At 40.8% G+C, this 24953-nt stretch carries 28 protein-coding genes, 1 pseudogene and 1 other annotated feature; of the genes and pseudogenes, 13 read left to right on the forward strand and 16 right to left on the reverse strand.

What is annotated here, in order from left to right:
- Positions 1-57 precede the first annotated feature (57 nt).
- From G7Y90_RS09065 to G7Y90_RS09110, 10 genes are all read left to right on the forward strand, one after another.
- Positions 58-585, forward strand: a complete 528-nt coding sequence (locus G7Y90_RS09065) for a DUF1833 family protein (RefSeq protein WP_250162212.1) — start codon at positions 58-60, stop codon at positions 583-585.
- The gene (locus G7Y90_RS09070; protein WP_250162213.1) at positions 582-956 is read left to right on the forward strand and encodes a hypothetical protein; all 375 of its coding nucleotides are present in this window, start codon (positions 582-584) and stop codon (positions 954-956) included. The genes G7Y90_RS09065 and G7Y90_RS09070 overlap by 4 nt, the downstream gene beginning before the upstream one ends.
- A complete protein-coding gene (locus G7Y90_RS09075; RefSeq protein ID WP_250162214.1) occupies positions 931-3792 on the forward strand; it encodes a host specificity factor TipJ family phage tail protein in 2862 nt (953 codons plus the stop codon). Before G7Y90_RS09070 ends, G7Y90_RS09075 begins: the two co-directional genes overlap by 26 nt.
- Before the next feature lie 38 nt (positions 3793-3830).
- On the forward strand, positions 3831-4154 hold the full coding sequence (locus tag G7Y90_RS09080; RefSeq protein ID WP_250162215.1) for a hypothetical protein: 324 nt from the start codon (positions 3831-3833) through the stop codon (positions 4152-4154).
- Positions 4155-4460: 306 nt separating this feature from the next.
- Entirely contained in the window at positions 4461-6023 is a 1563-nt protein-coding gene (locus G7Y90_RS09085) for a M14 family metallopeptidase (protein WP_250162216.1), read from the forward strand.
- Positions 6024-6159: 136 nt separating this feature from the next.
- Entirely contained in the window at positions 6160-6423 is a 264-nt protein-coding gene (locus G7Y90_RS09090; protein WP_250162217.1) for a hypothetical protein, read from the forward strand.
- A 99-nt stretch (positions 6424-6522) separates the two neighbouring features.
- The gene (locus G7Y90_RS09095; protein WP_250162218.1) at positions 6523-6921 is read left to right on the forward strand and encodes a hypothetical protein; all 399 of its coding nucleotides are present in this window, start codon (positions 6523-6525) and stop codon (positions 6919-6921) included.
- A 47-nt stretch (positions 6922-6968) separates the two neighbouring features.
- A complete protein-coding gene (locus G7Y90_RS09100; RefSeq protein WP_250162219.1) occupies positions 6969-7478 on the forward strand; it encodes a hypothetical protein in 510 nt (169 codons plus the stop codon).
- Positions 7475-7753: a hypothetical protein gene (locus tag G7Y90_RS09105; RefSeq protein WP_250162220.1), complete on the forward strand. Its 279-nt coding sequence runs from the start codon at positions 7475-7477 to the stop codon at positions 7751-7753. Before G7Y90_RS09100 ends, G7Y90_RS09105 begins: the two co-directional genes overlap by 4 nt.
- A 23-nt stretch (positions 7754-7776) precedes the next feature.
- A complete protein-coding gene (locus G7Y90_RS09110; protein ID WP_250162221.1) occupies positions 7777-8547 on the forward strand; it encodes a hypothetical protein in 771 nt (256 codons plus the stop codon).
- Positions 8548-8789: 242 nt separating this feature from the next.
- On the opposite strand, the gene G7Y90_RS09115 is transcribed toward G7Y90_RS09110, so the two are convergent.
- From G7Y90_RS09115 to G7Y90_RS09125, 3 genes are all read right to left on the reverse strand, one after another.
- The gene (locus G7Y90_RS09115; RefSeq protein ID WP_250162222.1) at positions 8790-9446 is read right to left on the reverse strand and encodes a GerMN domain-containing protein; all 657 of its coding nucleotides are present in this window, start codon (positions 9444-9446) and stop codon (positions 8790-8792) included.
- Between the two features lie 142 nt (positions 9447-9588).
- Entirely contained in the window at positions 9589-10113 is a 525-nt protein-coding gene (locus G7Y90_RS09120) for an IS630 family transposase (protein WP_201541007.1), read from the reverse strand.
- On the reverse strand, positions 10088-10354 hold the full coding sequence (locus G7Y90_RS09125; RefSeq protein WP_349773331.1) for an IS630 transposase-related protein: 267 nt from the start codon (positions 10352-10354) through the stop codon (positions 10088-10090). The genes G7Y90_RS09120 and G7Y90_RS09125 overlap by 26 nt, the downstream gene beginning before the upstream one ends.
- 680 nt (positions 10355-11034) lie before the next feature.
- On the opposite strand from G7Y90_RS09125, the gene G7Y90_RS09130 reads away from it, so the two are divergent.
- Positions 11035-11451, forward strand: coding sequence for a hypothetical protein (locus G7Y90_RS09130; protein ID WP_250162223.1), 417 nt, complete (start codon positions 11035-11037; stop codon positions 11449-11451).
- Positions 11452-11776: 325 nt separating this feature from the next.
- On the opposite strand, the gene G7Y90_RS09135 is transcribed toward G7Y90_RS09130, so the two are convergent.
- The 8 genes and pseudogenes from G7Y90_RS09135 to G7Y90_RS09170 form a co-directional block, all read right to left on the reverse strand.
- The gene (locus G7Y90_RS09135) at positions 11777-12268 is read right to left on the reverse strand and encodes a GW dipeptide domain-containing protein (RefSeq protein ID WP_250162224.1); all 492 of its coding nucleotides are present in this window, start codon (positions 12266-12268) and stop codon (positions 11777-11779) included.
- Positions 12265-12783: a toxin-antitoxin system YwqK family antitoxin gene (locus tag G7Y90_RS09140; protein ID WP_250162225.1), complete on the reverse strand. Its 519-nt coding sequence runs from the start codon at positions 12781-12783 to the stop codon at positions 12265-12267. The genes G7Y90_RS09135 and G7Y90_RS09140 overlap by 4 nt, the downstream gene beginning before the upstream one ends.
- Before the next feature lie 145 nt (positions 12784-12928).
- Positions 12929-14146, reverse strand: a pseudogene (locus G7Y90_RS09145) (IS3 family transposase).
- Positions 13755-13871: a sequence feature (AL1L pseudoknot), on the reverse strand. (Overlaps the previous pseudogene by 117 nt.)
- 266 nt (positions 14147-14412) lie before the next feature.
- Entirely contained in the window at positions 14413-15297 is an 885-nt protein-coding gene (locus tag G7Y90_RS09150; RefSeq protein ID WP_250162226.1) for a LysM peptidoglycan-binding domain-containing protein, read from the reverse strand.
- Positions 15298-15563: 266 nt separating this feature from the next.
- Positions 15564-16088 carry an IS630 family transposase gene (locus G7Y90_RS09155; protein ID WP_201541007.1) on the reverse strand — a complete coding sequence of 175 codons (525 nt, stop codon included), beginning with the start codon at positions 16086-16088 and terminating at the stop codon, positions 15564-15566.
- A complete protein-coding gene (locus tag G7Y90_RS09160; protein ID WP_201541006.1) occupies positions 16063-16413 on the reverse strand; it encodes an IS630 transposase-related protein in 351 nt (116 codons plus the stop codon). Before G7Y90_RS09160 ends, G7Y90_RS09155 begins: the two co-directional genes overlap by 26 nt.
- 161 nt (positions 16414-16574) lie before the next feature.
- A complete protein-coding gene (locus G7Y90_RS09165; protein ID WP_201553631.1) occupies positions 16575-17318 on the reverse strand; it encodes a hypothetical protein in 744 nt (247 codons plus the stop codon).
- Between the two features lie 47 nt (positions 17319-17365).
- Complete coding sequence (locus tag G7Y90_RS09170) at positions 17366-19807, reverse strand: DUF2345 domain-containing protein (protein WP_250162227.1); 2442 nt, start codon at positions 19805-19807, stop codon at positions 17366-17368.
- A gap of 143 nt (positions 19808-19950) precedes the next feature.
- On the opposite strand from G7Y90_RS09170, the gene G7Y90_RS17885 reads away from it, so the two are divergent.
- Both G7Y90_RS17885 and G7Y90_RS17890 read left to right on the forward strand, forming a co-directional pair.
- The gene (locus tag G7Y90_RS17885; protein ID WP_284143710.1) at positions 19951-20514 is read left to right on the forward strand and encodes a formylglycine-generating enzyme family protein; all 564 of its coding nucleotides are present in this window, start codon (positions 19951-19953) and stop codon (positions 20512-20514) included.
- The gene (locus G7Y90_RS17890) at positions 20471-20932 is read left to right on the forward strand and encodes a formylglycine-generating enzyme family protein (RefSeq protein ID WP_284143711.1); all 462 of its coding nucleotides are present in this window, start codon (positions 20471-20473) and stop codon (positions 20930-20932) included. The genes G7Y90_RS17885 and G7Y90_RS17890 overlap by 44 nt, the downstream gene beginning before the upstream one ends.
- A gap of 51 nt (positions 20933-20983) precedes the next feature.
- Here the strand turns inward: G7Y90_RS17890 and G7Y90_RS09180 are convergent, their stop codons facing one another.
- Genes G7Y90_RS09180 through G7Y90_RS09200 form a run of 5 tightly spaced genes read right to left on the reverse strand, consistent with a single transcriptional unit; the run spans position 20984 to position 24923 of the window.
- Positions 20984-21442, reverse strand: a complete 459-nt coding sequence (locus G7Y90_RS09180; protein ID WP_250162228.1) for a hypothetical protein — start codon at positions 21440-21442, stop codon at positions 20984-20986.
- 53 nt (positions 21443-21495) lie between these two features.
- Positions 21496-22254 (reverse strand): hypothetical protein, encoded by a 759-nt coding sequence (locus tag G7Y90_RS09185; RefSeq protein ID WP_250162229.1) that lies wholly within the window; start codon positions 22252-22254, stop codon positions 21496-21498.
- 56 nt (positions 22255-22310) lie between these two features.
- Positions 22311-23909, reverse strand: a complete 1599-nt coding sequence (locus G7Y90_RS09190) for a hypothetical protein (protein WP_250162230.1) — start codon at positions 23907-23909, stop codon at positions 22311-22313.
- A complete protein-coding gene (locus G7Y90_RS09195; protein WP_250162231.1) occupies positions 23857-24237 on the reverse strand; it encodes a hypothetical protein in 381 nt (126 codons plus the stop codon). Before G7Y90_RS09195 ends, G7Y90_RS09190 begins: the two co-directional genes overlap by 53 nt.
- Positions 24237-24923, reverse strand: a complete 687-nt coding sequence (locus G7Y90_RS09200) for a DUF2345 domain-containing protein (RefSeq protein ID WP_250162232.1) — start codon at positions 24921-24923, stop codon at positions 24237-24239. The genes G7Y90_RS09195 and G7Y90_RS09200 overlap by 1 nt, the downstream gene beginning before the upstream one ends.
- Positions 24924-24953 lie beyond the last annotated feature (30 nt).

Consider the following 24953-nt stretch of genomic DNA (forward strand, 5'->3'; position numbering starts at 1 on the left):
CAACTTGCTCGAAAAATTGGTCAATGAAGATTTGCCAGATGCACTAGGGAGTTTGTAATGGCAGTAACGATTGATGATATCAAAGACCTGCATCTTGACAGCTCTCCCAGTATCGCCGCGCTCGAGACAATAGAAGTTAGGCACAGTTTATGGCCCACGCCAATACGTATCGTGACTAATCATGCTGATGGTGTTGATGCCATGCTTGAGACTTGCGAAGTGGTGAACTTTGAGTTTGCGCCATTGCTAATCAACCGCGGTAAAACCTCTGATGATCTTGATCAAAGCTTCAATATCACTTTGGGCGACCTGGGTGAGATTGTACCACCGCTAATCAAGCAGATAAGAGCATCTGATAGCGACGAGTACCCACAAGTAATTTACCGCCAATATGCTTACGACGTGACCTCTATGTCCTTTGCTAAGGACAAACCTATCGATGTTGTAAAAGGCTTATTTATTGAACAAATGAGCCGTGACCATCAGGCAACAACGTTTGATGCTAAGACGCCAGATAAGAATACTGTGCCCACAGGTCGAACTTACAGCCTTGAGGAATATCCTGATTTAAAGGCGTTGTTATGAAAAGCATTGATCCTTTATTGAATCGTCAGTTTGACCGTGACAATTATCACTGTGTCCACTTGCTCATAGATGCTGGCAAGCACCTGTTTGATTATGACTTTAGCCATTGCTTTTTGGGATTGACTGGCTCGCTTGACGATACATTAATACCAACCAAAGAAGGAATGGGGCAGGGTGATTTAGTTGCTAGGCCACGTGACGGCACTATCATCCTCATGATGACCCTAGACAATAGACATCATGTGGGCTTGTACTATTGCGGACGCATACTGCATCTATCAGAAAGCGGTCCACGTTTTGAAACCCTTCGAAGCATCAAGAGACAGTATAAAAAGGTGCGATTTTATGATGTTAAAAATTTTTCACAATGAGCTTGATGCTAGCGAATTTGCTGAGCATTTCTATACGTGCTTATTAACCGAATGGATAGCTGTCCGCGAACATTATCCGCAAGCCCGCTTGTATAAAGGCACAATTTGCGTACAGAACGATATTACCCCAAAGACCAAGCTGGACGCATGGGCGCTCAAAGACGTGACTGGCGACTATCAAGTACTATGCCATGCGGGCGAACCAGTTACTTTGGGAATCATTGCTGCTGTTATATCAGTAGGTGTGGCAGTTTACACTTACATGAATATGCCAGAAATGAACGCACCGCAAGATGTGGCAGGTTCACCCAATAATAGCCTTGCCCAGCGTCAAAACAAGCATCGTGTGGGTGAGCGTGTGCCAGACATTTACGGAAGACGCAAAGTTATGCCCGACTTGATATCAACTGTTTATCGATATTATGAAGGCAGTGTGCAAGTCGAAGAGTGTTTGTTGTCTATCGGCACGGGCTCCTTTGCTATAAACGAAGATACGATCAACGAGGGTGAAACTCCTATCAATACGATTGATGGTGCGTCCATCAGCATCTATGAACCTGGTCAATCAACCATAAGTCCAAATCCACAAATACAAATAGGCTCTGTCTTTGATAAGTTGCAGATTGTCGCTAAGCAGGTAAGCGCCATCGATGGCAAACAAACATTACTATCGCCTAACAGCGCTAGAATATCTACGCGCTCAGTAACCATAACCAGTCCAAATGAAATCAGCGTGCCCAGTGACACGATAAATGAGTCTGGCCGTGAGTGGAATGATGATTTTGGCGCTTGGGTAGACTATAAGATTGAAGGTTCTGTTGATTTTTCTTATAAATTTACCGCTGGCGAAAAAGTAACGATCAGCAATGCTATTTATGGCACGGTCGAAGACATTAGATTGTCGGGTAACACCAATGTGGCGATGGATGGTGTACTAACCATTGCAACTTCTATCGATGTGGTTAATCCAGATAATTACAAAAGAGTTCGAATTGCGTCGTTATTAATCAATGACCCAGTAAGCGGGGCACTCGATTTGGCGGGCGAGTATGATGTTGCTTCAATAACAAAGTCAGGTTCACCGGGCGCTTATTTTTACGAGGTCACATTGTCGGACAGCTTTGCTGCTACGAACCCTAGTTTTTCATTACTGACAGAAGACGCTGTTGCACTTACAGCGTCAGTATTGACGGGTAATAGCAATAATGTGGATTTGAGTGGTACATATACAGTCGCTAGTACAAACGGCGGGGTATTAAAGTTAGTGAATCCCGTGGCGACCAATGCGGATTGGAGCAAGGTTGATAGTTTGACCGCCGCTCAAAAACAACAGTTTCTGAGCAGGCAGGTTTTAATCAAGGGCTCAAAGGATAATTTCATTGGTTGGTATTACGCCGGTAGCAAAGACAGTACTGGTTTCATCCTTAACTTTTTAGCGCAAAACGGCATATATGATGGTGACGACAGTAAGCAGGTGACCATTGAGGTTGAGTATCAAATGGTCGTTGACGGTGTGCCCACAGGTCAGGTCTATCGCTACGGTGATGTCATGCAAGGTGTTGCAAATAACAGAAATCCAATTGGTATTACGCTTAGAAAAGAGTTACCACAAACTGGGCAGTTTAGATTCCGAGTTAAACGTGAGAATGATAACGGTGATAGTGCAAGTTTAATAGATGATGTGGTTTTTGAGAGTGCATACAGCTACTACGAAACTAAGAAATCAGTCTATGAGCATGACACGATTGTCAGATTACGGCGCATGGCCATTGGTTCTGGTACCAACGCTAGTGAGCTAAATATGATTGCTCATCGTAAGCTTGATACGCCCAACGGCTTTATGGCAACAAGCAACTTTTCTGACATATCGATTGCAATGGCACTAGACCCTTTCATCGGACGTATGGATGCAACCGAAGTCGACAGCGAATCTTTTTATGATGTTAGTAATGAGATAGCCGCTTACTTTGGCACTGGCAAAGCATGTGAGTTTAACTACACGTTTGATGATAAGTACAGCAGCTATCAAGAAATGATATTTACAGTTGCTGAAGCGGTATTTTGTACGGCTCGTCGTGAGGGTGGCTTGCATTACTTTAGCTTTGAGCGCGAAACACCTAATAGCCTAGCTTTATTTAATCATCGTAATATCGCACCAGAGAGCATGGTGGTTACTGAGTTCTTCGGCATCCAAGATAATTATGACGGCATTGAGTTTAAATGGCGTGACCCATCTGATAATTATAGTGAGGCGATTATCAGGCTGCCTGATGACTTGCGCACCAACTACAAGACGATTGATAGCCAAGGCGTCACCAATTACGCACAGGCTCATTTCTTGGCGCACAGGGCATGGAATAAGCTGCGGTATAACCGTAAAGCCATTGAGTTTACCGCTTATGGTGAGGGTGACTTGGTGACGCGCATGGATAGAATCGCAATCGTTGATTCTACGGTGCCGATACTGTGCAGCGGTCAAATTGAATATCAAGAAAACACGATATTGACTTTAGATTATCCAGTTGAGCTCGATGCTGGCAAGAGCTACGTCATCCACCTACAGCTTAAAAACAGCACAGTCGATGTGATTGAGATCATCGGTCATATTGATGACTATCAGATTGAGCTGGCACGCATACCAATGATGGCGCTAGTCACATCGGGCGTGACTCATGCGGTGTTTAATATCACTGAAGCCACGGAGGTTGAAGCTGATGCGTATCTGGTCAGCGAAAAGGCTGGCAAGGGGGTGTTTGAGTCAACGATAAGCGCAATGGCTTATGACAGCAGGTACTATCCAAACGATAAAGACTTTATAAACGGCTTGATAGCCTAAATTGATTTAAACATACGCCTCCTTGATCGGAGGCTTTTTTGTGGGGAAAAGAAATGCCAGAGATTATGACCACACAGGATTTTGTAGACGGACGATTAGATGTTAAATCGTTAGGCGAAGCTGCTAATGGTGACGAGAACACACAGGTTGTTACGCGAACAGGCGAAACTTATCCGTCTGCTAAAAAAGCTATTAAGACAATGATTGAAAGTGGTGCGCTACCTGCGCCCTTATTTAAGTCTAAGTACCACTTAGAAAGCAGCGGGTTAACTGACGGCAAGTACGGCTATGTTACAGATAGCATCGTTGAGTCAGCGAACGGACGGACTTTGGTACAACGATGCAGGTACGTGGGTTTTTAGTAAATACAACGCCGCAAACAATGTCAAAAACCTATTGCAAGCTATTCAAACTCTTACGTATCCCGTGGTTGCGTCTAACAATTTAGTGAGAGGCTTAACCTCGTAGCTGCTGCTGTCTATAGCGGTAGTCCTGCTATATCAGCGGCGAACGCAGGTAAGCATAGCTACGCCTTAAAAGTCGATCCAAATACTACTTACACGTATTGCGTGGCCGCAAGTATAAGATCAGTAACGCTTCGGGGCTTTTATAGCAAGCCCGAAACTTGGTTTAACTACCAACTGGCGGATACAGGTAGCACCCTGTCTTTGGTTGCTGAGCCGAGCTTGGGTTTCCACGGCACATTCACGACAGACGATCAGACAGAGTGGCTTGTTGTTGATAAAGGCGCTTATGCTGGCTATCTGTTTGCCTTGTTTGATGGTGAATATGATAAGAAAATGTGGGACGGCTTATCAACACTAAATATCAACAAACAAATGGTTATTGATAGTGCAACTATAAAGTCAATAAGCTCAGACGACTTCGTGGACACCAAAAACCTGTTTAGAGGCTACGCTTTTGGCTTGAGAATAAACACTGTGGCTACGCTAGATGCTAACACTACTGATATTTATAGTGGCGCAGGGGCCGTTGGGACAACTGAGAGAGAGCTTAGCATATATTCTTTAATAGAAATTGAGCCTAACACTACTTACACAGTAAGCAAGGCATCGAGTGATAGGTTTAATGTCGGACTAATTAAGAGCGGTGCTTCCGGTAGAGTTATCTTGCGAGATGCAGCAAAGCGCAGTCTTACTATAACGACTGGCGCTGACGACAAGCTACTGTTTGTGCAAGTATCAGAGAAGGGGTTGCGCCCAAAAATTCAGATAGAAAAAGGCTCTAAAGCAACCAGTTATGAGAGTTATGGGCGCAAGTTCAAAGATGCGGCAATGCCCATCGGTCTTGATGTTACAAAAGATGATTATCAGACTGACAACACCTTCATAGATTTGGGCGTACAGACCGACAGGTTTAGATACCCATCGGGCGCAAACACATATAACACAGATACCATATTGAATGAGTTTTATGAGCCGTTGCTAGCCGATTATCCCACCCATGTGACAAAAAACACACTAGGCAAAGATTCGTCAGGTTTATATGATATTTACGAGTATGTCTTTGAGCCTGATAATTACGAGCAAACCATACTACTTACATCGGGTATGCACCCGACAGAGCGAGTTCCACCGTTTGCACTTGGTTTACTGATAAATGAGGTATACAGAAACCCAAGCAAGCACGAAGGGTTAGCGTACTTAAAAAATAAGGTTAAAATTGTAGTCATACCCGTGGTCAATCCGTGGAGCATGAATGCTGAAAACAAAGTTGAGCCTGATAATTACGCTAACTTTAGGGGCGTAAACCCAAATAGGAATTTCCCCTCTCGTTGGGATTTAGTGCCAGTTAATAATGATCCTTACAACCAAAAAGGAGAGTATGCGCTAAGTGAGGCAGAGGCAGAGGTTATATACACTGTTTTAAATCGTGAGCATGAAGACCTGTCATTTTACTTTGATTTGCACACAGCTCAAGGTTGGATTCGTGATTCCCTTGTTTACTGGCTTGAAGATGACGACCTATTGCGACCTGTCATGCAGGGTGTGGTGTCAATGTATAATGACGTTGTTAGGGATAAGTACAATAGAGAGCCTGTGAATTTGACGCAAGAAACACAGAGGGCGCTTGGTTTATACTACTCACACCGCGTATTAGGTGTCCCTGCTGCAACGATAGAATTTGGCGCAGCAGACACAATAAACTTGATAGCTCGCAAACGACTTACTTTGTTAATCACTTATTCAATCACTTGCATTATGCACTAAAAGCGAAGATTAAAGACAGCATAGAGCAAAGCAAAACGAATGAAGATAACAAACGTATATCAGCCTATATAACACGCTCGATGGTCACAGCGAGCCACTTAACGTAGTTTGGAGTTATGCAGAATTACAAGCTAATTTGTATGACAATCTAGACTTGGTTAAAAGCGTGGTCGGCTCTATTAGCGGCGGTTATAACTTAGTCGCTTACACTCATGAGCCTGATAGTTTTGATAACACGATTGTGCTATGTGCAGGTATGTATGGCTCTAGCAAAAAAGACGTTGTATCTTTGGCATTTACTGCGCTAAAGCTATTTACCGACGACAATCCGCATTTAGTTGCATTGCGATCTAATACAAATTGTGGTTATACCTGTCTTAAATCCATACGGCTACGATAACGCAAGTGATTTAAACGCAAACTCAGTCATGGCGTATGCTGGGTTTTCGACTTCGACTGAGCCTGAATCTGTTGCGTTAAAAAATACTTAGATGGTCTTATGCCTGATATGTTGATTCAGTTTGACATACCTAATACTGAGTTAATGCCGTCAGGTTACAAAGATATGCAGGTTGTGATTAACGATAAGGCTAATGTTAATTATAATGCTATGTTTAAAAACCTAGCAATTAAGTACAGCACCAGTCACACCACAAGCGTTGTTAATAATACAAACTACACTGCTAACGGTAATTTTGGTGCATACATTACCTCACTAGGCGCTGCTTATCAGTACATTTACCAAAAGCAGAATGTGCTACCTAAGCGCACCTTGTCAGTCGGAGGTTATAGAGATGACGGGTACGAGCCACATGAGTTGGCATATTACGCTGACTTCGCTCTAAACAGCGTTAATGCAATCAATGAGCGATTAAGTCTGGCTAAGTATCTAATTTAACCCCGCCTCACAGGGCGGTTTTTTATTATCTAAAAATAGGGGGCTTTATGCCAGACCGATACTACTCCGCTGTCAATGCTACTAGATTATTAGCAGCGTCAGGCAGCGGAACGGCAATAAGTGCAGTAAGCGTGATGGTACAGCTTAATGAGCCACACGCTTTTTTGCATTTACAACTGCCATATTGGTATTTTTTAATAGCGACAATAATGCTCGTTTTTGTTGGGGCTGTACTCGCAATGACCAATGACTACATGAAAAAGCAAGGCACGTTTTTGGGTAACTTGCTACTAGCAATCGTCGTCGGCTTTGTTATCTCGTTTGTCATACTGCCAGCCATCAACGATAAACCAACGGTAGTCGTTATGATGCTAACCGCTTTCTTTGGTGGCCTACTCGGTACGATATTTTTACGCATGATACTTGAGGTTGTCGCAGATGACGAACTTAGAGCGTCAGTCGTTAATATCCTAAAGTCATCAATACTTGAGAGCATAGAGCTAATCAGCAATGCACTCAAAAACTTTGTTGGTCGATGGTTCGGGGGTCGCAAATGATACCTTTAATTAATGCGATACTGGCATTGCTAGGGCTTGCTATCTGCACGGTGTTTTTAATATCAGACAGATTTAACACGGCATCAAAAGAGACGATTTTACAGTTGAGCCTGTGGATCACAGTATGGATATTTTTAGTCGAAGCAGCATTGCCGAGTAGCAGCTTTGAACCGTCATGGTCAACGACAATTGCAAGAGCAACGTGCTTGCTGTTAAACGTCTGGCACTTTAAGCAGTTAATTATCAGTCGATGCAAAAACAAACACGCCCCTTAATGGGGATTTTTTTGGAGCTGGATATGAGTGTAAAAGATAGCGTAAAAAGGCTACAGGCAGACATGGGTATCGACCCAGACGGTTATTGGGGTGGCTTATCTCAAGAAGCCCTAGAGGTCGGTTATAAGTTAGATTTTGATTTTGCTAAATTCAAAGAGGTATTTAAAGTCAGCTCAATCAGTCAAGGTTTTTTAGATGGGGTAAACGGCTTGTTTGCAGCCTTTAATCACTACAAAGAATTAGACTCAAGCAATCCGCTATACGTCAGCTACAATCTCGCCACGGCGTATCATGAGACAGCTTTTACAATGCAAGCAATCACCGAGTATGGCGGTGTTAGATACTTTGATAAGTACGACACAGGGCGATTGGCTGAGCGACTAGGCAACACGCCAGAAGCTGACGGTGACGGTTACAAGTACCGTGGTCGTGGTCACGTCATGATTACAGGTTATGGCAACTATAAAAAGTTTACCGATATTCTAGGCATCGACCTAGTTAGCAGCCCTGATCTAGCATTAGACCCTATTGTCAGCGCAAAAATACTAACTATCGGCTCGCTAAAGGGCACGTTTACAACTCGCAGATTAAACCAGTATATCAAGTATGGTCTTGAATATAACGAATGGGTAAATGCTCGCAGGGTGATTAATGGTGTTGATGACAATAAAGCGATTGCAGATTATGCCATTAAGTTTTTACAGTGCATCAAAGTTGTTGCAGCGAATGTACAAGATAGCGTTGTTTGCGAGTGCTGCGGGCATCTATTGCCGCCAGAAAAAATGGCAATCTAAAGATAGGTTAATCGCTCTTGACATGATTCTTGACAGCCTGCCATGATACGCTATCACATCTAATCACATTGCATAATCGTAAGTTATTGATATTATTGATAGTGTATTTGATAGCGTGTGATAGAATATGATGTAATCGGGTTCAACTCCCGCCATCTCCACCAAATATTAAAAATCCGATCACTTAATGTGGTCGGATTTTTTTTTGGTTTAATTTTAAATGTAGATAGTTGAAATAAAAGTTAAAAGGGACAATCAACTGATTCTTCATTAGCAAAAAAAGTTATTTCGTAATTATAAGTATTATTGACGCAAATCTGTGCATCATTAACAGCATCAAATTGCTCGGCTGTTAAAGTGATAGCCATTGTAAAATCGATCACTTGCTGTGGCGATCTCAAATCTTTAGTTAAGTCATTAGCAGTAAAATGAATCTTAGCGATGTGGTTCTCAATTTTCACTGTAAAATTTTCATTGCCGAAATTACTAGACTCAAACCCTAGCTTTTTCTCCTCTGGTGTTAGACCGTTTAAGTATTCTTGAATCGCATTCTTAAGTGGCGATTCTTTATTCACAAATCTAATGACATAGTCTGAGTCATCTAGATTTGGGTTTTCAAAATAAACTTTCACAGCTAATTTGTCTTTAATTGACTGCTTGCTAATTTTATTAAGATAGCTTTTATAGTTTTTGGTATATATAAATGATATCTTAGTCATCATCGCATCAGCTAATTTAGGATTATCTCTTATAGTTGACTCTGTAGCAAAACCCCATAAAAATGGCTTAGAACAACTATCTTTATTACAGATTAAGTTGATAACTTCATTTCCATTTGATAGTTGGACTCTAGAATTTGGAAAAATATTAGCCTCATAACTCTTGTTTTTATAATACATATTTGTAGTTGTAAAAAAATTATATTCAGTCGGAGATAATTCATGGACTTCTATAAGCGAAGGGTAAATTTCATATTCTTGGATTTTTATCTCTTCCTTAAATTTCTCAGAGTTTTTCCAGTAGGTACATACAGTATTATAGTCAGTTCAAAACAAAAGTGTTATGTCTAGGACAAACATCATAAAATAATTTGGATAAGTCATTTTCCATCCACCCTTGGCGTAGAAACTTCACTTGAGCCCATTTTTTCTCAATAGGGTTCAAGTCTGGGCTGTACGGCGGCAGCCATAGGATACGATGACCATGCCTGTTCAGTAATTTTTGGATACGTCTACTTTTATGAAACCGAGCGTTATCCATGACAATCACGCATTTGGTTTTAAGGCTTGGGATTAGGGTGTGTTTGCACCAATCGTAGAATATGCCGCTGTTAATGTTGTGTTCAAAGTAATCCAGTGCAAATAGCATCTTTTCATATAGAGCCCCAATGACGTTGGTTCGCTTTTTACCTTGCCAGTTGTAGCTGTCGATACAGGGTTTGCCTATCGGTGCATAACCATGAGGACGAATGGTCTGGCTTTCAAAACCGCTTTCGTCCATATACACAATGGGATAACCTTGCTGTTTAAAGTTATCAAGCTTACTCTGATACGCCGCTCTTTTTATTGGACATGCTTTTGGATGCTCTAAGGTCTTTTTTTTGACTGATGCCTAGGCGTTTTAAAGCCTCACAAATGGCTGGGGCAGTACAGTTGAACCGTCTTGCTCTCTCATAGTGATAGTCATCAGGGTAACGCTCAACGTCTTTGCGTAGTGCATCATCCGGTATTTTTGATGGCGTAACATTGCGAGTGCTCTTACTATGCAGCCGTTTCTTCCACTTTTGAATAGTGGTTGGACTAATCATAAAAAGAGGCTGCCTCGGCAAAGGTCATGCCATCTGCTAAGCTTTTAAGAACTTGTTTGCGATAATCTAGTGAGTAAGTCATGATAATTGAGTATATCTGTTGAGATGTTTTATCTTATAACATTTTTATACTTAATGCACACTATATCTAGATTAAACTGTGCGCATTTTAATTGAGGTTCGGATGTTTTTGATGATTGCATTTTTGGTTTATCTAAAAAAATATCTTCTTTATTAGTCTGAGGTAGCACTGATTGATTTTTATTCTCCGCATTACTGCAACCTGCTAATGTAATAGATAATATTGTCAGTAAAATCCTATAAATATTTTTTTTCATTTCTCATCCCTCAGGAAATCTTGGATCAAGTATAAGCTTACTATTATGATAAGGTGTGGGTTTGTTTCCAGAAGGAGGATTTTGTAAGTATTTTTCATTAAAGCCACCAGTAAGTAATGGTGATCTTAGAGCAAATCAAGGCGCTAGGATTTTCGATCATTACGTTTTCTTTAATACTTTAACACGTAAGCTATACAGTCAAAACGCCTTTATTAATACCCTATAAAATATAGGCTATAAAGGAGAAGTATTTTATTCAACTTTAAGGACTTTTTAACGTTTGATGAAGTAGGAGGAAGCAAGCTTGCCTAATGATTTAGACATCGTGTATTGTAGGTACATTTGAATAAAACTGAGAGTAAACAATACAATGAAAGCATTAAACCAATTATTTACATTTCTATCAGGTGTAATAACTTTGACTGTTTTTACTTTGGAGTAGCAAATGCCCATAATGAATATGCCATGGCTGCAGCCAAACAACCTAGTGTAGAAGCATACACAAAAGCACACGCAGCAGAAAAAGTAGCTAGGGCAGAAGCCATTGCGAAAGCAGACGTAGCCATTGCAAAAGCGAACGCAGCCATTGCAAAAGTAGAATCTGCTAGGGCAGCAGAAAAAGCAGTTAGGGCAGAAGAGAAAATAGCTAGGGCTAAAGCATACGCAGCTTGGGCAGAGTCCAATGCAGAAGCAGCTAGGGTAAAACCAGAAAAGAGGATTGAGCGACTATCCACAGTTAAGCACTACAACCTACCATAAGTAATTGTAAGATAATAAAGTCCACAGCGTAGCAATGACCTATCAATACAAGGGCCAGAAAGGCGTGCCACTATGACATCGAACTATTAAAGATCAAATGCAATTATGAGCGCCCGAGCATGGGCAATGGTGGCTTTACGCCAATACAGAAACTAAACCATACAGCTTAATTCTATTTGATAAGTGTCTTATGGTTGGGATGATTACCTCTCCACCAAATATTAAAAATCCGATCGCTTAATGCAGTCGGATTTTTTTGGTTTTTTTATTAGCTTTTCTAGCTACTATCATCGGTAAAGCTTGTAATGAATGTCTTTGCCTCGAGTTAGTTTGGTATAGGCGTCAAATCACGCTTATCGATCCAACCAAATTTAGTACCATTTTTATAAGATACTTGTACCCAGTCTTCATTTTGATCAATAGCTTCAATAGTATCTTTTTGGATATAGTAATTTGGTGGTGATCTAGATTCAAAGGTGTCAGACAATATTTCTGCCTTATCTGACGTGACGACGTACTTGGTGGGTGGTGGGGTACAGGGCTTAGTATCATCAGCAGGCGGCATACTATTAGTATATTCTTTTATGTGTTTTTGATTATTATCAATACAATAATATTCTCCACTAGGCATAGACCCTCCCATCGTAGTGGTTGAAACATACCAATCTTTATTTTTAAAGGTAAAAGTAATAATGTTTGGTTGACCTTTACTTGAAAAATATGTGCCAAGAATAAAACCATTATAGTTCGGTCGAGGTAATATATCGTATAAAAAGTAACCTCCATCGCTGGCATAATTTGACGTACTCAAGCTCAATTGTATTTACCACCTTTGTCTCCAATAAGAACATAAAGTTCGTCACCTTGATATAGATTAGCATTATCATTGATACGACTAATCACTAAATCATCTATGCCATCTGCAGTAACATCAAGAGTAAATATTTTAAACTGATTTTTTGTCAAATCCTTTTCGATTTCCTGCAGAGATAGTGGCCCATTAAATATGAATTCTTCAATGGTACCATCTATATTCCATGATTTAGAAATACCAAATCTTTTACCATTCTTATATTTACTGTCAGAGTGATAGATATTAGGATATAACGTGAATTTTGAATAACAGCGACCATTTTTGACACCATGGTCATAAGTGCATTCACCTGTTAGGTCACCTTGCTCATTCCATTTCTTAGATATACCATGCAAAACCCCATCTTTGTAAGTATCTTCACTCTTTTTTTGTCCATTTTCAAAATACTCAATCCAAGTCCCTGTTGGCAAATTATTTTTATAATAGGATTGTATTTTTTTACTACCAGACTCAAACAATACGGTTCTTATTCCTTCCCTTGGATAATAATTATTGGGATGGGCTACGTCCTCGTTATCGGTATAATCAAGCTTTCCCTCTGTCAATATATACGGATCTGTAAACTGAACCGCCCCGACTATATCGGAGAGTGATTTACTTGAGTCAGGCAGCCATGCCTGACAGGATTAAATTATCATAATACCGCTTTTCAAACTCAAAGGGTGACACATAACCAATCGTGCTATGCAGTCGTATTTTATTAAACCAATCCACCCATTCAAGGGTTGCCAGTTCAACATCATTGATACCAGTCCAGTTCTCCTTTAAATAGTCAATTACCTCAGATTTATAGAGTCCATTGACCGTTTCAGCCAGTGCATTATCGTATGAATCACCAGTCGTGCCGACAGAAGCGATGATACCAGAGTCACACATTTTGTCAGTATAGCGAATGGATAAGTACTGAACCCCTCGATCGCTGTGATGAATCACATCTTTGGGATGGTTCCTATCTGCTATCGCCTGATTTAGCGCAGCCATAACCATATCGGTATTCATGCGATTAGATACTTTCCAGCCCACAATAGCGCGAGCAAATACATCAATAATAAAGCGGTATATACCCAGCCGCTAGTTGTTTTTATATAGGTGAAGTCAGCTACCCAAAGCTGATTGGGTTGACGTGCATTAAAGTTACGATTGACTAGGTCATCAGCGCGCTTTGGTCGTCACGGCTGTTGGTGGTAATCTTGCTTTTGCCACGCCAGACACCTTGCATACCATACTGCTTCATTAAACGCTCTACGGTACACCGAGCAACCTTTAACCCGTCAGCTTTCATCTGCTGCCAGACTTTGCGCGCACCGTAACGGCACTTGCTGTCCCGCCAAATACGTTTAATCTCACCGATGTAATAGGCGTCATGCTGACTGCGCAGTGAACGCTTGTGTGGGTTGTCGCTTAAGGCTTGAACACGATAATAAGTTGACGGGGCAATCGGTAGGACTCTACAGATCAGCTCGACCCCATAAAGGTGTTTATTGTCGTCGATGAAGTGAATCATGATTTTAGTCAGCGGTCGAGCTCCGCCTGGGCGAAAAAAGCCGCAGCCTTCCTGATGATTTCATTAGCTTGCTTAAGTTCTTTATTCTCGCGTTCAAGCTCTTTGATGCGTTCTTTATCACTTTGCGCTTGTACTGAGGCAGGAATAGTTTGATCGATGTGCTTTTTATGCCAGGATCGCAGGGTCTCAGGTGTGCAGCCAATCTTAGGGGCGATGGCTTGAATCGCTGACCAGGTAGAGGGGTAGTCGCCTGCCGCTTCAATGAGCATGCGAACGGCGCGTTCTTTAATCTCAGGAGTATAATGTCGTGTTTTCATTGTCGTATTCTCTCAGAATATTAGGTCTCCGACAATCCCGGGGCGGTTCAAAGCTTTAAATGGGCTTTTCAAAAGTTTTTTGCCATTACTCGTAATAGTTGCAGTTCTATACAGATTTTCCCAACTATAATTTAAACTTTCTCCATTTTTTATATTAAATTTATTTCCGACTTCTTCCATTATGTGAGCAAAGAAAAAAGCTTTATTTAAACAGTTATCCATCAGAAAATTTGAATTTACACTATTAAAGGCATCAATACATATCTTTAATTTTTTCGCTGTATCAGGGTCCTGTGAAAAATAAAATGCAGCTCATCAAGAGTCAGTGTTTGACATCTTGGGCAACCATCCGTGGTCACATCAAACTTCGGCGTTCCAGTCTGACCTCTATCTTCACTTGCTTGTGTTTTAATAGGATTTGATGGTTGCTTAGATTGTGATGAATTAGCAGAGTCAGAGTTATCTGATTCTTCATTGTTCTTTCTTTGGGTTGGCTTACTTGGAAAAGAACGAGGACTATCTGCTGATTCTCCCTCTTTAGTACCACTAACGGCATCATTGAAATCTTCAAACCCTTCTTTAAGACTGTCAGCTGCTTCTTTAAGGGCTTCTTGCCCTCTATCGATCAGTCCTTTTTCTTCATTATTAGGGCTATTAGAATTAGAGTTACTAGATGAATTTGGAGGAGTCGAGGGCTTCGCTGTCGGTTCAGCAGTAGAAGGGCGGGCTGAACTAATATCACGCAGCTTAATCGTCTGCCCAGATTTTAGTTTCTTAGGGTCTGTTATGCCATTGAGTCGTTTTAAATCTGCAACCGATACTCCACTTCTTGCTGATATACCTGAAAGGGTTTCATTTTTTCCTACGGTATGTTCATTTTTTAGTGATAAGTCACCATCTTTAGAACTATTTTGGGGACTTGAATCTGTGGAGGTTTTTTGCCTTGCTTTTGTGGGTGGTAATTTTAAAAAGTCCTTTGGTCGTATTTTGTAAGGCTCTTTTAAATTATTAAGTTGGGCTATTTGCTGCCACTTTACTCCATATATTTTGGCAATAGAGGATAAAGTTTCTTCAGCTTCAACTTCGTGAGTTTTTCTTAAAGTCTCCTGCAGACCCTTCGAACATTTTAAGTTTAAATTTGTGCTTTGCAAAAGGAGCTTGCGCTTCGAATGTCATTTCCCTAATAGGTACGATAAGGTCTTTTATGATACTTACCATTGAACCATTACGAGGATCTTTTATAGATATATTAACGAGTGTACCTGCTGGTCTGGTTATCCATACCGTATATCCTCCAGCTATAGACGTTCCTGAACAAGCGGTTCGTCCATTTATCGTTACTATATGGTACAAGCCTTCCAGTGGCATTTTATACAAATCTACAAACTTTATTCTGAATTTTATAATTTTAGTATAGTCAGTTCAAAACAAAAGTGTTATGTCTAGGACAAACATCATAAAATAATTTGGATAAGTCATTTTCCATCCACCCTTGGCGTAGAAACTTCACTTGAGCCCATTTTTTCTCAATAGGGTTCAAGTCTGGGCTGTACGGCGGCAGCCATAGGATACGATGACCATGCCTGTTCAGTAATTTTTGGATACGTCTACTTTTATGAAACCGAGCGTTATCCATGACAATCACGCATTTGGTTTTAAGGCTTGGGATTAGGGTGTGTTTGCACCAATCGTAGAATATGCCGCTGTTAATGTTGTGTTCAAAGTAATCCAGTGCAAATAGCATCTTTTCATATAGAGCCCCAATGACGTTGGTTCGCTTTTTACCTTGCCAGTTGTAGCTGTCGATACAGGGTTTGCCTATCGGTGCATAACCATGAGGACGAATGGTCTGGCTTTCAAAACCGCTTTCGTCCATATACACAATGGGATAACCTTGCTGTTTAAAGTTATCAAGCTTACTCTGATACGCCGCTCTTTTTATTGGACATGCTTTTGGATGCTCTAAGGTCTTTTTTTTGACTGATGCCTAGGCGTTTTAAAGCCTCACAAATGGCTGGGGCAGTACAGTTGAACCGTCTTGCTCTCTCATAGTGATAGTCATCAGGGTAACGCTCAACGTCTTTGCGTAGTGCATCATCCGGTATTTTTGATGGCGTAACATTGCGAGTGCTCTTACTATGCAGCCGTTTCTTCCACTTTTGAATAGTGGTTGGACTAATGTCATAAAAAGAGGCTGCCTCGGCAAAGGTCATGCCATCTGCTAAGCTTTTAAGAACTTGTTTGCGATAATCTAGTGAGTAAGTCATGATAATTGAGTATATCTGTTGAGATGTTTTATCTTATAACATTTTTATACTTAATGCACTATATTACTCACGCATTAGACTCCTGCGATTTTTTATAGAAAATTAATTAGTAAATCTATAGTGGATAAATTTTTTAAATCAGTAGCACTACTATCAGATTATTAATAGTAAATCCACTGACTATCTACTTTATCACCGTCAATGGTTGTCAAGTAATAGTAAGTTGGTACTGAGGTATTGACCGTGATGAAGTAGTAGTTTTTATTATTATGAATAGCTACTTGATTAATATACATGGAATACTCTTTAGGCTCGTATTCGTCCACACAAGCAACATTGTCGTACTGATCAATAGAACAGTCGACGTTTCGATTTTCAGAAATTCTAGAAGGAATACTATCTACTATTTTTTTTAAATGCTTATCTGCTATAGGTATAAATTTGCTATTTTTATATTTGTCATTCAATGCAATAATATTTGAGTCATTAGTGATATCTTTGATTAGAATACAAGCTCTTTTTCTTGTTAATAATATATTTCGATCACTATTTGCAATGTTTGATGTCTCTCTTAGATCATAGGTTATTAGATCGTTACAATTGCTGATTTCAATCTTTCGGTCTAAATAATCAATATCTTTGAATTCGCCATCAATGAACTTGTCAATAAAAGTTAATTGATTATCTTTTTTTATTGGTTTTATGAATCCTGCCGTAAGTTCATTAATATTATAAATAGAAGTATTTTCGATTGAATTGCCACTATCTAAATTTGAAGATAAAGAATCTTCTATGCTTGTAAAAGTATTAGGAATAGGCTCAATACTATCAGGTAGTATTTTCATACATCCTGATCCAAAAGCTAGTACAAACGATGAGGCAACCAAAATTAAAAAAGGTTTCATTTACTGTCTCAATTTCTGTTGTTGATCGGCTAGCAATAAAAGCTCTCTTACGTGCACATTTCTAGAATTACGAATTGTGGTCTATTTGATTCAGTAGCAGCAGATGCGAAATCTTTATTCTTAAGATGTCTATTAAAACTAGGAAATTTCGAAATACCTGTGCTAGATATCCCTAAGTTATAAGCCATATCTAAAATAGCTTCTTGAGCTGGGACTGGATAATTATCAAACTCTGAAAATGCTTCTCGAGCAGAATCGAGATTACCCTGAATATGAGCGAGTGTTATTGCTTTTGCATCTTCTTCTGTCATACGAATTGTTGTCAAAGATTCAAAATAAGATGCTCGACTATTGTTTCTACCGTGAACCGAATTGTAAACTATACGCCACGCTTGTTTTATTTGAACATCGGTTGCTGATACATTTCCGATATAAAAAGGATATTTTGTCGCTTCATCCGCAGACGACAGCATTTTGCCATAGCCTACGGTTACAAGGCTTTTAGGTTCGGCGCTATCAAGATACATGTGATTGTAGAAGCCTTCCTCTTTTACAATTGCTTCAAAGACTTTGTTTAAGTCTAGGTCGTCAGCCTGCTCTAAAGCTAAATCATTCACATCTTCCTCTTCAGAAATATACGATACGCCCCAGTCGGTATCTCTAAAGCCCACATAGGCTTCAACCTCTTCTTCTTTATCACTAATAACTGGTGCGGTACGTCCATGCTCATCTAATGCACCTTCTATCAGTTGCCCATCAGGTCGTAGCATCTGGAACTCGATATCTTCAAAATTGTGCTGATAAAACAAATCATAAACATCTAGCTTATTACTAAACAGTGGAACAGTTTCAGGCATCATCGGTAATGAATAATTAGCTCTTGCCCCACCCACCAAACCCTTCTTCACCGCTTTGATCTTAATCGTCCCCGGACACACCAGCTTAATCCCGCTGTCATCGATCGTAATCGACGCTCCTGCTGACGTTTGCAGCTTGATCCGCTTAGGACTCGACACATTCACCTGTCCTGACGCGCTACCAATCGTCATACCTTGCTGAGAGTGCAATTGCAACTCACCGCCTTGTGCCTGTACCGCCAGTGGCTCTCTATTGGCGCTGATATGTAAGCCTGATAGATCAACTTGACCACCAACCCCAGAGAGCGAGTCAATCGTATTTGCCGTCAGCGTATAATTGCATGCCACCACATCCGACTGGGTGCTGCCTGATTGTCTGACGATTGTTTTCGCCGTCCATAGGGTATTACTTGCTGACGCTAAGATACTGTCTTTACTGACCAGCATCACATCAGCAGCGCCCAATACTTCCGTATTTAGCGTCTCATCGATGATTTGTGCGCTGGTTTTAAACGCTTTTATCGATTGATTGGCGGTCTGCATGGCTGTCGTGGATTGCAAATGTGCCTGCTTGGTCTCTTGAAAGGTCTCACTCAGCTCAGCTCCTAAGCCTAATTGCCGCTGTCCTGCATCATTGACCCAAGCAGACTCGTGCTCGCTTTGACTATGTCTGATATCAAAGGTGGATAGCAGTACACCGGTATCACCAGTGATTTGCAAGCCATGATCGCTTGCCAGATTAATCCCTTGACCACTGGTTGATGATTGATGATTACTATAACGATGACGCAGTACGCCAAGCTCAAGCACGTGCTCATCAGGGGCAAAGGTGGCGCTAGAAGTGATGGTTGGTGTCTCAGCATTGGCACGTGATCCTGTATTCACCGACCACTGCATTCCTATCTGGTTGGGCGTATCATCAAAGCTTAGGGTCACTTCAGAATCAGACGTCAGCCCATATTGAGCAATACCAGAGATCCATCCACTGTGAGTATCATCTTCATTAATTTGCGAATGACCCAAACCACCACCATGCCACCTAGGGGACGCGCCGCCTTGTAAGTTATGTCGATTAGATAAGCCTGCATCACGAGTGGTGATGTCTTTGTCATCGATATCGCCCATACCGATACCGTCATAAAGCGACCTGCTAATTACAGGACTGTCAATATCGCCATACCAGTAATTAAGCAGTACCGACTGTCCCAGCCTTGGCGCAAACTGCCAACCATGAGTGCTACCCGATGACAGCTGCAATGAGCGCAGGGGCGGGGTGGTGCCATCATCATGAGGGCTGATACCTGACCAGACAGACGTAGTAATAGTTTGCTGTAGATTGTCAGTGCTGACACTTGAGTCATAGCTGGGGGAAGCTGATAAACCTGTGTCACCAGTACGAGCTTGGGCGAGACCCGTGTAAGTGCTACTGGCAAAGGATAAAGAACTGGGATAAGGGCAATAAGGAATAGCAGCGTCAAGTAACGTCGCTGATACCCAAACCCCAGTATCACGAGCGATGTCAAAGCCATGATCGGGTATTGAAAAGTGATTGTGATTCATTGCATGACAGTGCATATGCTGAGCAGTGCGCTGTAACCACTGCTTGATAAATACTTGATGATGGTATGACACCAGATATTATAATTTGGGCTGATGTTTTTGATCCTTTTTATTAACCCAATCTATCTCGACAGTAGTTTAATATTTCCACTTAGACAATCCATGCAAATTATATAATCCTCTAAATTCACAACAAAATATCACTGTAGCTTATTATGACGCTTAAGCCTTTATTTTTATTTTTGTCTATTTTGCCGCTATTTACTATGACTGCCTGTGCTAAAGATCCTGCGACTTCGGTTGATAGTAATGGTATCCCCCAAACCCGTAGCAATCTAACGGCAGATGAACAGCAGCAGCTAGATGACTTCTTAACGCAGCAAAAAGCGAACATGCGCTTTATTGAAGGCGGTAGCTATGAGATGGGCGACTTCGGTTCTAAAGTGACTATCAATGATGGTGGTCCTATCAGGAGTGAAAGTGACAATAAACCACTGCACAAGGTGACGCTTGAGAGTTTTAGTATGAATGCTTATAAAACGACTTATAGTGACTTTGATATCTATAGTATGGCGACTAAACAAAAAAAAATTGGTATGCAAGATACTACGATAGAGCTACGTCAATCTAATGCTGCTGCTGGTGTAAACTGGCAAACGGCACAGCACTACTGTCAATGGCTTGGTCAACAGTTAGAGGTTCCAATGAGTCTACCAACCGAAGCGCAGTGGGAATATGCCGCACGCAATCGCGGTAAATATATTATTTCCAACCGATAACGGTAAAATAAATGGTGGACACAATATATGGACGTTTGATGAGAAGTCAGCACTCTCAAGAAAATATAATACTAATTTAGCTATACCTATTGTAGGACTATATCCTCCTAATCCTTTGGGTCTGTATGACATGACCAATCAAAATAATGAATGGATGAATGACTGGTATAGCGAGGATTACTATGCCAACAGCCCTGAGCATAATCCCCAAGGCCCTGACACGGGTACTGAAAAAGTTTTGCGCTCAGTAAACGCTGAATGGGGTTCGGCACAAAACATACAAGCCAATGGGTCAATTACTCTAATGCGAATAAAACGCTTGCCTAATCCACCGTTGATAGAGGAAGCACAAGATGCTAATCAGAATGCTTTTACCTCAGCTCGCTGTGTCGCTAATAGCCAGCAAGCGATAAGTTAATCGTGTTATTAATATCCTCTTACCGAAATAGTCCTTAACCTTGAATAACCCTTAAGCATGGTAGATGCCATCAGCTGGTTTATCCCTTGGATTTAAGATGTTAGCATCAAAGTGCTGTGGGTTTTTAGCTGTATAAAATCTAGGACTAACATAATCGACTTTAGCCAACATACGATACTTCTCATAAGCAGGATCAGTATTAAGGACTACACGCTCGCCTTTAGGATAGTAATTTTTAATGAGTCCACCTAGCATGTTGAGATATTGATCTATAAAGGTATTGCCAGTATCATTTTTTTCAGTGATTTTATCTTTGATATCATTTAATAGTGTGAGCAAGGGCGTGTCTATATTATTAAGACCATAACTTAAAAACCGTAGAACGTGTGCTTCATTTTCTTGACGAAAGCTTTTATTAGAGCGACTACTCAAACCTTGCAAATGATAGTCTTTCACTCCGTCCCTGTTCATGTGCTGTAGTACATTGTCCCACTCAGGATAAGTGGTCACTGTAGTAAATATCTTTATAATGGCTTTTTTGCGTTCAGTAAGCAGTTTTATACTTAAGCCCTAAAAATACTAAAGTCAAAGTCAGGCCAGCTAAGTGCATGACTATACCATCCATGGCGACTGATATTATAAATTAGTATGCCTTTACCATTGGGCGTAGCGCATAATAGCATTTGCTTTTTCTCACCCTTCATAATCTCAATAGCTAGATCATGCCGCTTTGAATCAGTATCTAAGGCATTAGAAAAAGCTCTGAATCTTGTTCCAATATTTATTAGGGATTTAGAAACACTAGAGTTACTTCCTAAATAAATGACAGAAAACTGGGTCAATGCGATAAAAGCCTCTTCTAGGATATGGACGACTTTACGAAAGCCTGCATTGACCAGCTGATAGAATGTCCACCTAAGAAACGATTCGATCTGACCGCCATCCACCTCAAATAAGAATCCAAGCTTGCCTCCTGCCCCAAAGCAAGCAGCGGCTTTGGCTCTGATTTTAAATTTGCCTGCTCGAGCGTCGAGGAAAACATAAAAGTCTAAAGAGCCTCCGATACCGTAGCTACCTGCAACAGTTGCCGATATCGATGCAAAGGATACAAAATCCTCTTCTTCTGGCGGTAGCCACTCTATACCACCCTTTGGCTCTATTCCTCCTTCTACACCGATAAATGCAGAGATAGCTGCAGACCCTTTTACGTTATGCTTCTCTTGTAACTGCTCTATCTCATCATCACTAGTTGGATGACTAATACCTTTATAGTCTAGGCTAAGAGCAGGCATGTTTTTATTTGCATCCCAAGCACTCATCATTGTTTGCCTAGGATCACGAGCGGCTGAGACCAGTTTTTGTGCACCGTCTTTTATTTTTATACTACCAGCCTTCTACCTTCTATCCCGATATTGACGCCTGCAAATCCACTAATCTCACAAGAAACTATCAAGCGTAGTGAGCCTAAATCTATTTTGATACCATCTTCAAAAGTGGCTTTTAAGTGCCACCCTTCTAATGAAGGTAGCGCCATTATAGGAGAGATGCTCGCCTCACATAGAATAAGCTTACCATTTGCATTAAAGCCGCCTTCAATACCTATCTTATCTTCAAGATTCCAACTAGCTGAGCCGTTGGCACCAGCGCTACCTACCATTCGTAGCCATTGTGCCTCGCCATCTACTTGGTATTTATCAGACTTAATAATGAGACCACTAATCTCATTCGCTGAAGGTAGTAGATAGTCTAGAACATTTAAGTCTTTTTGCCCCTCAGTACCTATCTCACCTTCAATTGAAGCAGATATCTCTTTAATCCTATCAGCAAGCGCTTCTTTAGCAAAGCCTGCTGGATCATATAGCAGACTTGGTTCGTCTGGTGGCGGAGGGTCGCCTTCAGGAGTAGGAATGTCTGTCTGTGATTGATTGATACGTGTTGGCTGGATTGTATCTTCGAAATAATCTCTTCTCACATAGCGTCGTTCAATAGTGGTTCCATTTGAGTCCGCACTGGCAACGGCTGTCTTGACTAAGAATATTTCTTTCATATCAGCAATGGTCGAAAAATCCTGCTCAATTTCATCTTGAGCGTCTGCTTCTGCTTTTATCATTGCATCTTCTGCAGTTTTTAGCATACTAGCATCCCTAGCTTTGAGCGCGTCTGCTACTTGGGATCTATGCATGTGCACTTTTGCCATTAGTTTATCGACATTGCTTAGGTTTTTAACAAGGTTTTTGTAGTCATTACTTTTAAATACAGACAACTCTCTACTTTCAAGATCATAAACGATAGGAAGTCGGGTATTGGCAGCTAAAATAGCTTCATGATTAGGTTTGTTTACTGCTGTAGGTATCTTAATTGTTGGTATAGTAAGTGTTCTAAGATAGTCACAAGGTGATGGAACAACATCTCCTTGTGAATCTTTAACATCAAGCCTAGCTGTTACTGGATTACCAGATACTAAAACTTGTACTGTTCTTTTATAGTCAGCACTTATTTTCTCAGTTAAACCTGTTTTAGGATCGACCTTTAGTGTTTTGACCACTGTTTTTTTATAATCAATTAGCTGGACTTTTACATCATTAGGAATATTACTACTACTTTTAGCTTTTACTTTGAACTGTAGAAAGGTTTGTAGCTGGTAGCCTTTGATAAATGGACTGCTTATCTTTTCATCCGACTTTATAGTCAAAATAAGAGGCTTTTGTTTTTCTCCTTTTAATTGCGGGTCATAGAGTCTTCTATTTTTATCCAAAAAATATATCCGATATGCTGTAGAGCGTATTAATGGTATCTCTTTAGTAAATGACAGATTAGAACCTAGCTCTGCTACAGGAGCCGTTTTTCCAGTTACTTTTTTAGACGCGTAGTCTATTTGATATTCTAAGCCATTGACAATACTTGATGCTGTCGATGTACCACTTTTATTTTCTTTTACTAAAGCATAGGTTAACTCGCATCGGTACTGCGACATCATCTAAAACTATACGATCATAAGTAGCAGTTCCATAACTATTACTGTCTCTAAGATGTGGCTTCGAGCTTCTTGAACTTTTGAGTTTAATGGTTTTTTGATTAGGCAAATCTACAACGCTAATATTATCTATATCGTCCCATTCTTTTAAGCGTATTTTAATTTTACCATTAGCAGGCACTTCATAGCTTTTGTTTAAATTATCATCACCTATATATACCTCTCCTTTTTTAATAGGAATCGCACCTCCACCGCTCAGATTTTGTCTTAAAATCCACAATGATAACTCTCTAGTTTTTCTTCTTGGTCTGCCGTCTGCTATTTTTCCCATTACTCATCATCCTCAAAGCTTAATGCAAACCCTTCGTGTTCGTCACCAACGATATGTATACCGACTTCTTCAGGGGTATCAGTGATTACTTGCTCAGTACGACCTTGCGCATTTGTCTTACCACTTTTGACCGTACCGTCTTCCATAAATAATAGATACTCAGTATTAGCGATAGGTTCACCGAACATGTCCTTAGCAACATAAGTCAGATAAGACTTAACCTCTGAGCCACCTAGCGAGGGCAGTGTTGGTGTAATGTTCGCCCCCGCAACCAGCCCTTTCTTCACCGCTTTGATCTTAATCATCCCCGGACATACCAGCTTAATCCCGCTGTCATCAATCGTAATGGATGCTCCTGCTGAGGTTTGCAGCTTAATCCGCTTAGGACTCGACACATTTACCTGTCCTGACTCACTACCAATCGTCATACCTTGCTGAGAGTGCAATTGCAACTCACCGCCCTGTGCCTGTATTGCCAGTGGCTCTCTATTGGCACTGATATGCAGTCCTGACAGATCGGCTTGACCACCTACGCCTGAGAGTGAGTCAATCGTATTTGCCGTCAGCGTATAATTACCCGCCACCACATCCGACTGGGTAGCACCTGATTGCCTGACTATGTTTTCGCCGTCCATAGCGTATTGCTGGCTGCCGCTAAGATACTGTCTTTGCTGACTAACTGACATCGGCTGCGCCCAATACTTCCGTATTTAATG

It is taken from the genome of Psychrobacter sp. WY6 (genome assembly GCF_018448495.1).
Taxonomy (GTDB): Bacteria; Pseudomonadota; Gammaproteobacteria; order Pseudomonadales; family Moraxellaceae; genus Psychrobacter.

Bases quoted from the DNA above. Each gene is read 5' to 3' on its own strand.
- G7Y90_RS09095 (WP_250162218.1), top strand. From the start codon at position 6,523: ATGCCTGATATGTTGATTCAGTTTGACATACCTAATACTGAGTTAATG.
- G7Y90_RS09200 (WP_250162232.1), bottom strand. From the start codon at position 24,923: ATGTCAGTTAGTCAGCAAAGACAGTATCTTAGCGGCAGCCAGCAATAC.
- G7Y90_RS09110 (WP_250162221.1), top strand. From the start codon at position 7,777: ATGAGTGTAAAAGATAGCGTAAAAAGGCTACAGGCAGACATGGGTATC.
- G7Y90_RS09100 (WP_250162219.1), top strand. From the start codon at position 6,969: ATGCCAGACCGATACTACTCCGCTGTCAATGCTACTAGATTATTAGCA.
- G7Y90_RS09105 (WP_250162220.1), top strand. From the start codon at position 7,475: ATGATACCTTTAATTAATGCGATACTGGCATTGCTAGGGCTTGCTATC.
- G7Y90_RS09185 (WP_250162229.1), bottom strand. From the start codon at position 22,254: ATGATGAGTGCTTGGGATGCAAATAAAAACATGCCTGCTCTTAGCCTA.
- G7Y90_RS17890 (WP_284143711.1), top strand. From the start codon at position 20,471: ATGCCGCACGCAATCGCGGTAAATATATTATTTCCAACCGATAACGGT.
- G7Y90_RS09070 (WP_250162213.1), top strand. From the start codon at position 582: ATGAAAAGCATTGATCCTTTATTGAATCGTCAGTTTGACCGTGACAAT.
- G7Y90_RS09190 (WP_250162230.1), bottom strand. From the start codon at position 23,909: ATGATGTCGCAGTACCGATGCGAGTTAACCTATGCTTTAGTAAAAGAA.
- G7Y90_RS09195 (WP_250162231.1), bottom strand. From the start codon at position 24,237: ATGGGAAAAATAGCAGACGGCAGACCAAGAAGAAAAACTAGAGAGTTA.
- G7Y90_RS09160 (WP_201541006.1), bottom strand. From the start codon at position 16,413: ATGACTTACTCACTAGATTATCGCAAACAAGTTCTTAAAAGCTTAGCA.
- G7Y90_RS17885 (WP_284143710.1), top strand. From the start codon at position 19,951: ATGACGCTTAAGCCTTTATTTTTATTTTTGTCTATTTTGCCGCTATTT.
- G7Y90_RS09065 (WP_250162212.1), top strand. From the start codon at position 58: ATGGCAGTAACGATTGATGATATCAAAGACCTGCATCTTGACAGCTCT.
- G7Y90_RS09115 (WP_250162222.1), bottom strand. From the start codon at position 9,446: ATGTATTATAAAAACAAGAGTTATGAGGCTAATATTTTTCCAAATTCT.
- G7Y90_RS09125 (WP_349773331.1), bottom strand. From the start codon at position 10,354: ATGATTAGTCCAACCACTATTCAAAAGTGGAAGAAACGGCTGCATAGT.
- G7Y90_RS09165 (WP_201553631.1), bottom strand. From the start codon at position 17,318: ATGAAACCTTTTTTAATTTTGGTTGCCTCATCGTTTGTACTAGCTTTT.
- G7Y90_RS09075 (WP_250162214.1), top strand. From the start codon at position 931: ATGATGTTAAAAATTTTTCACAATGAGCTTGATGCTAGCGAATTTGCT.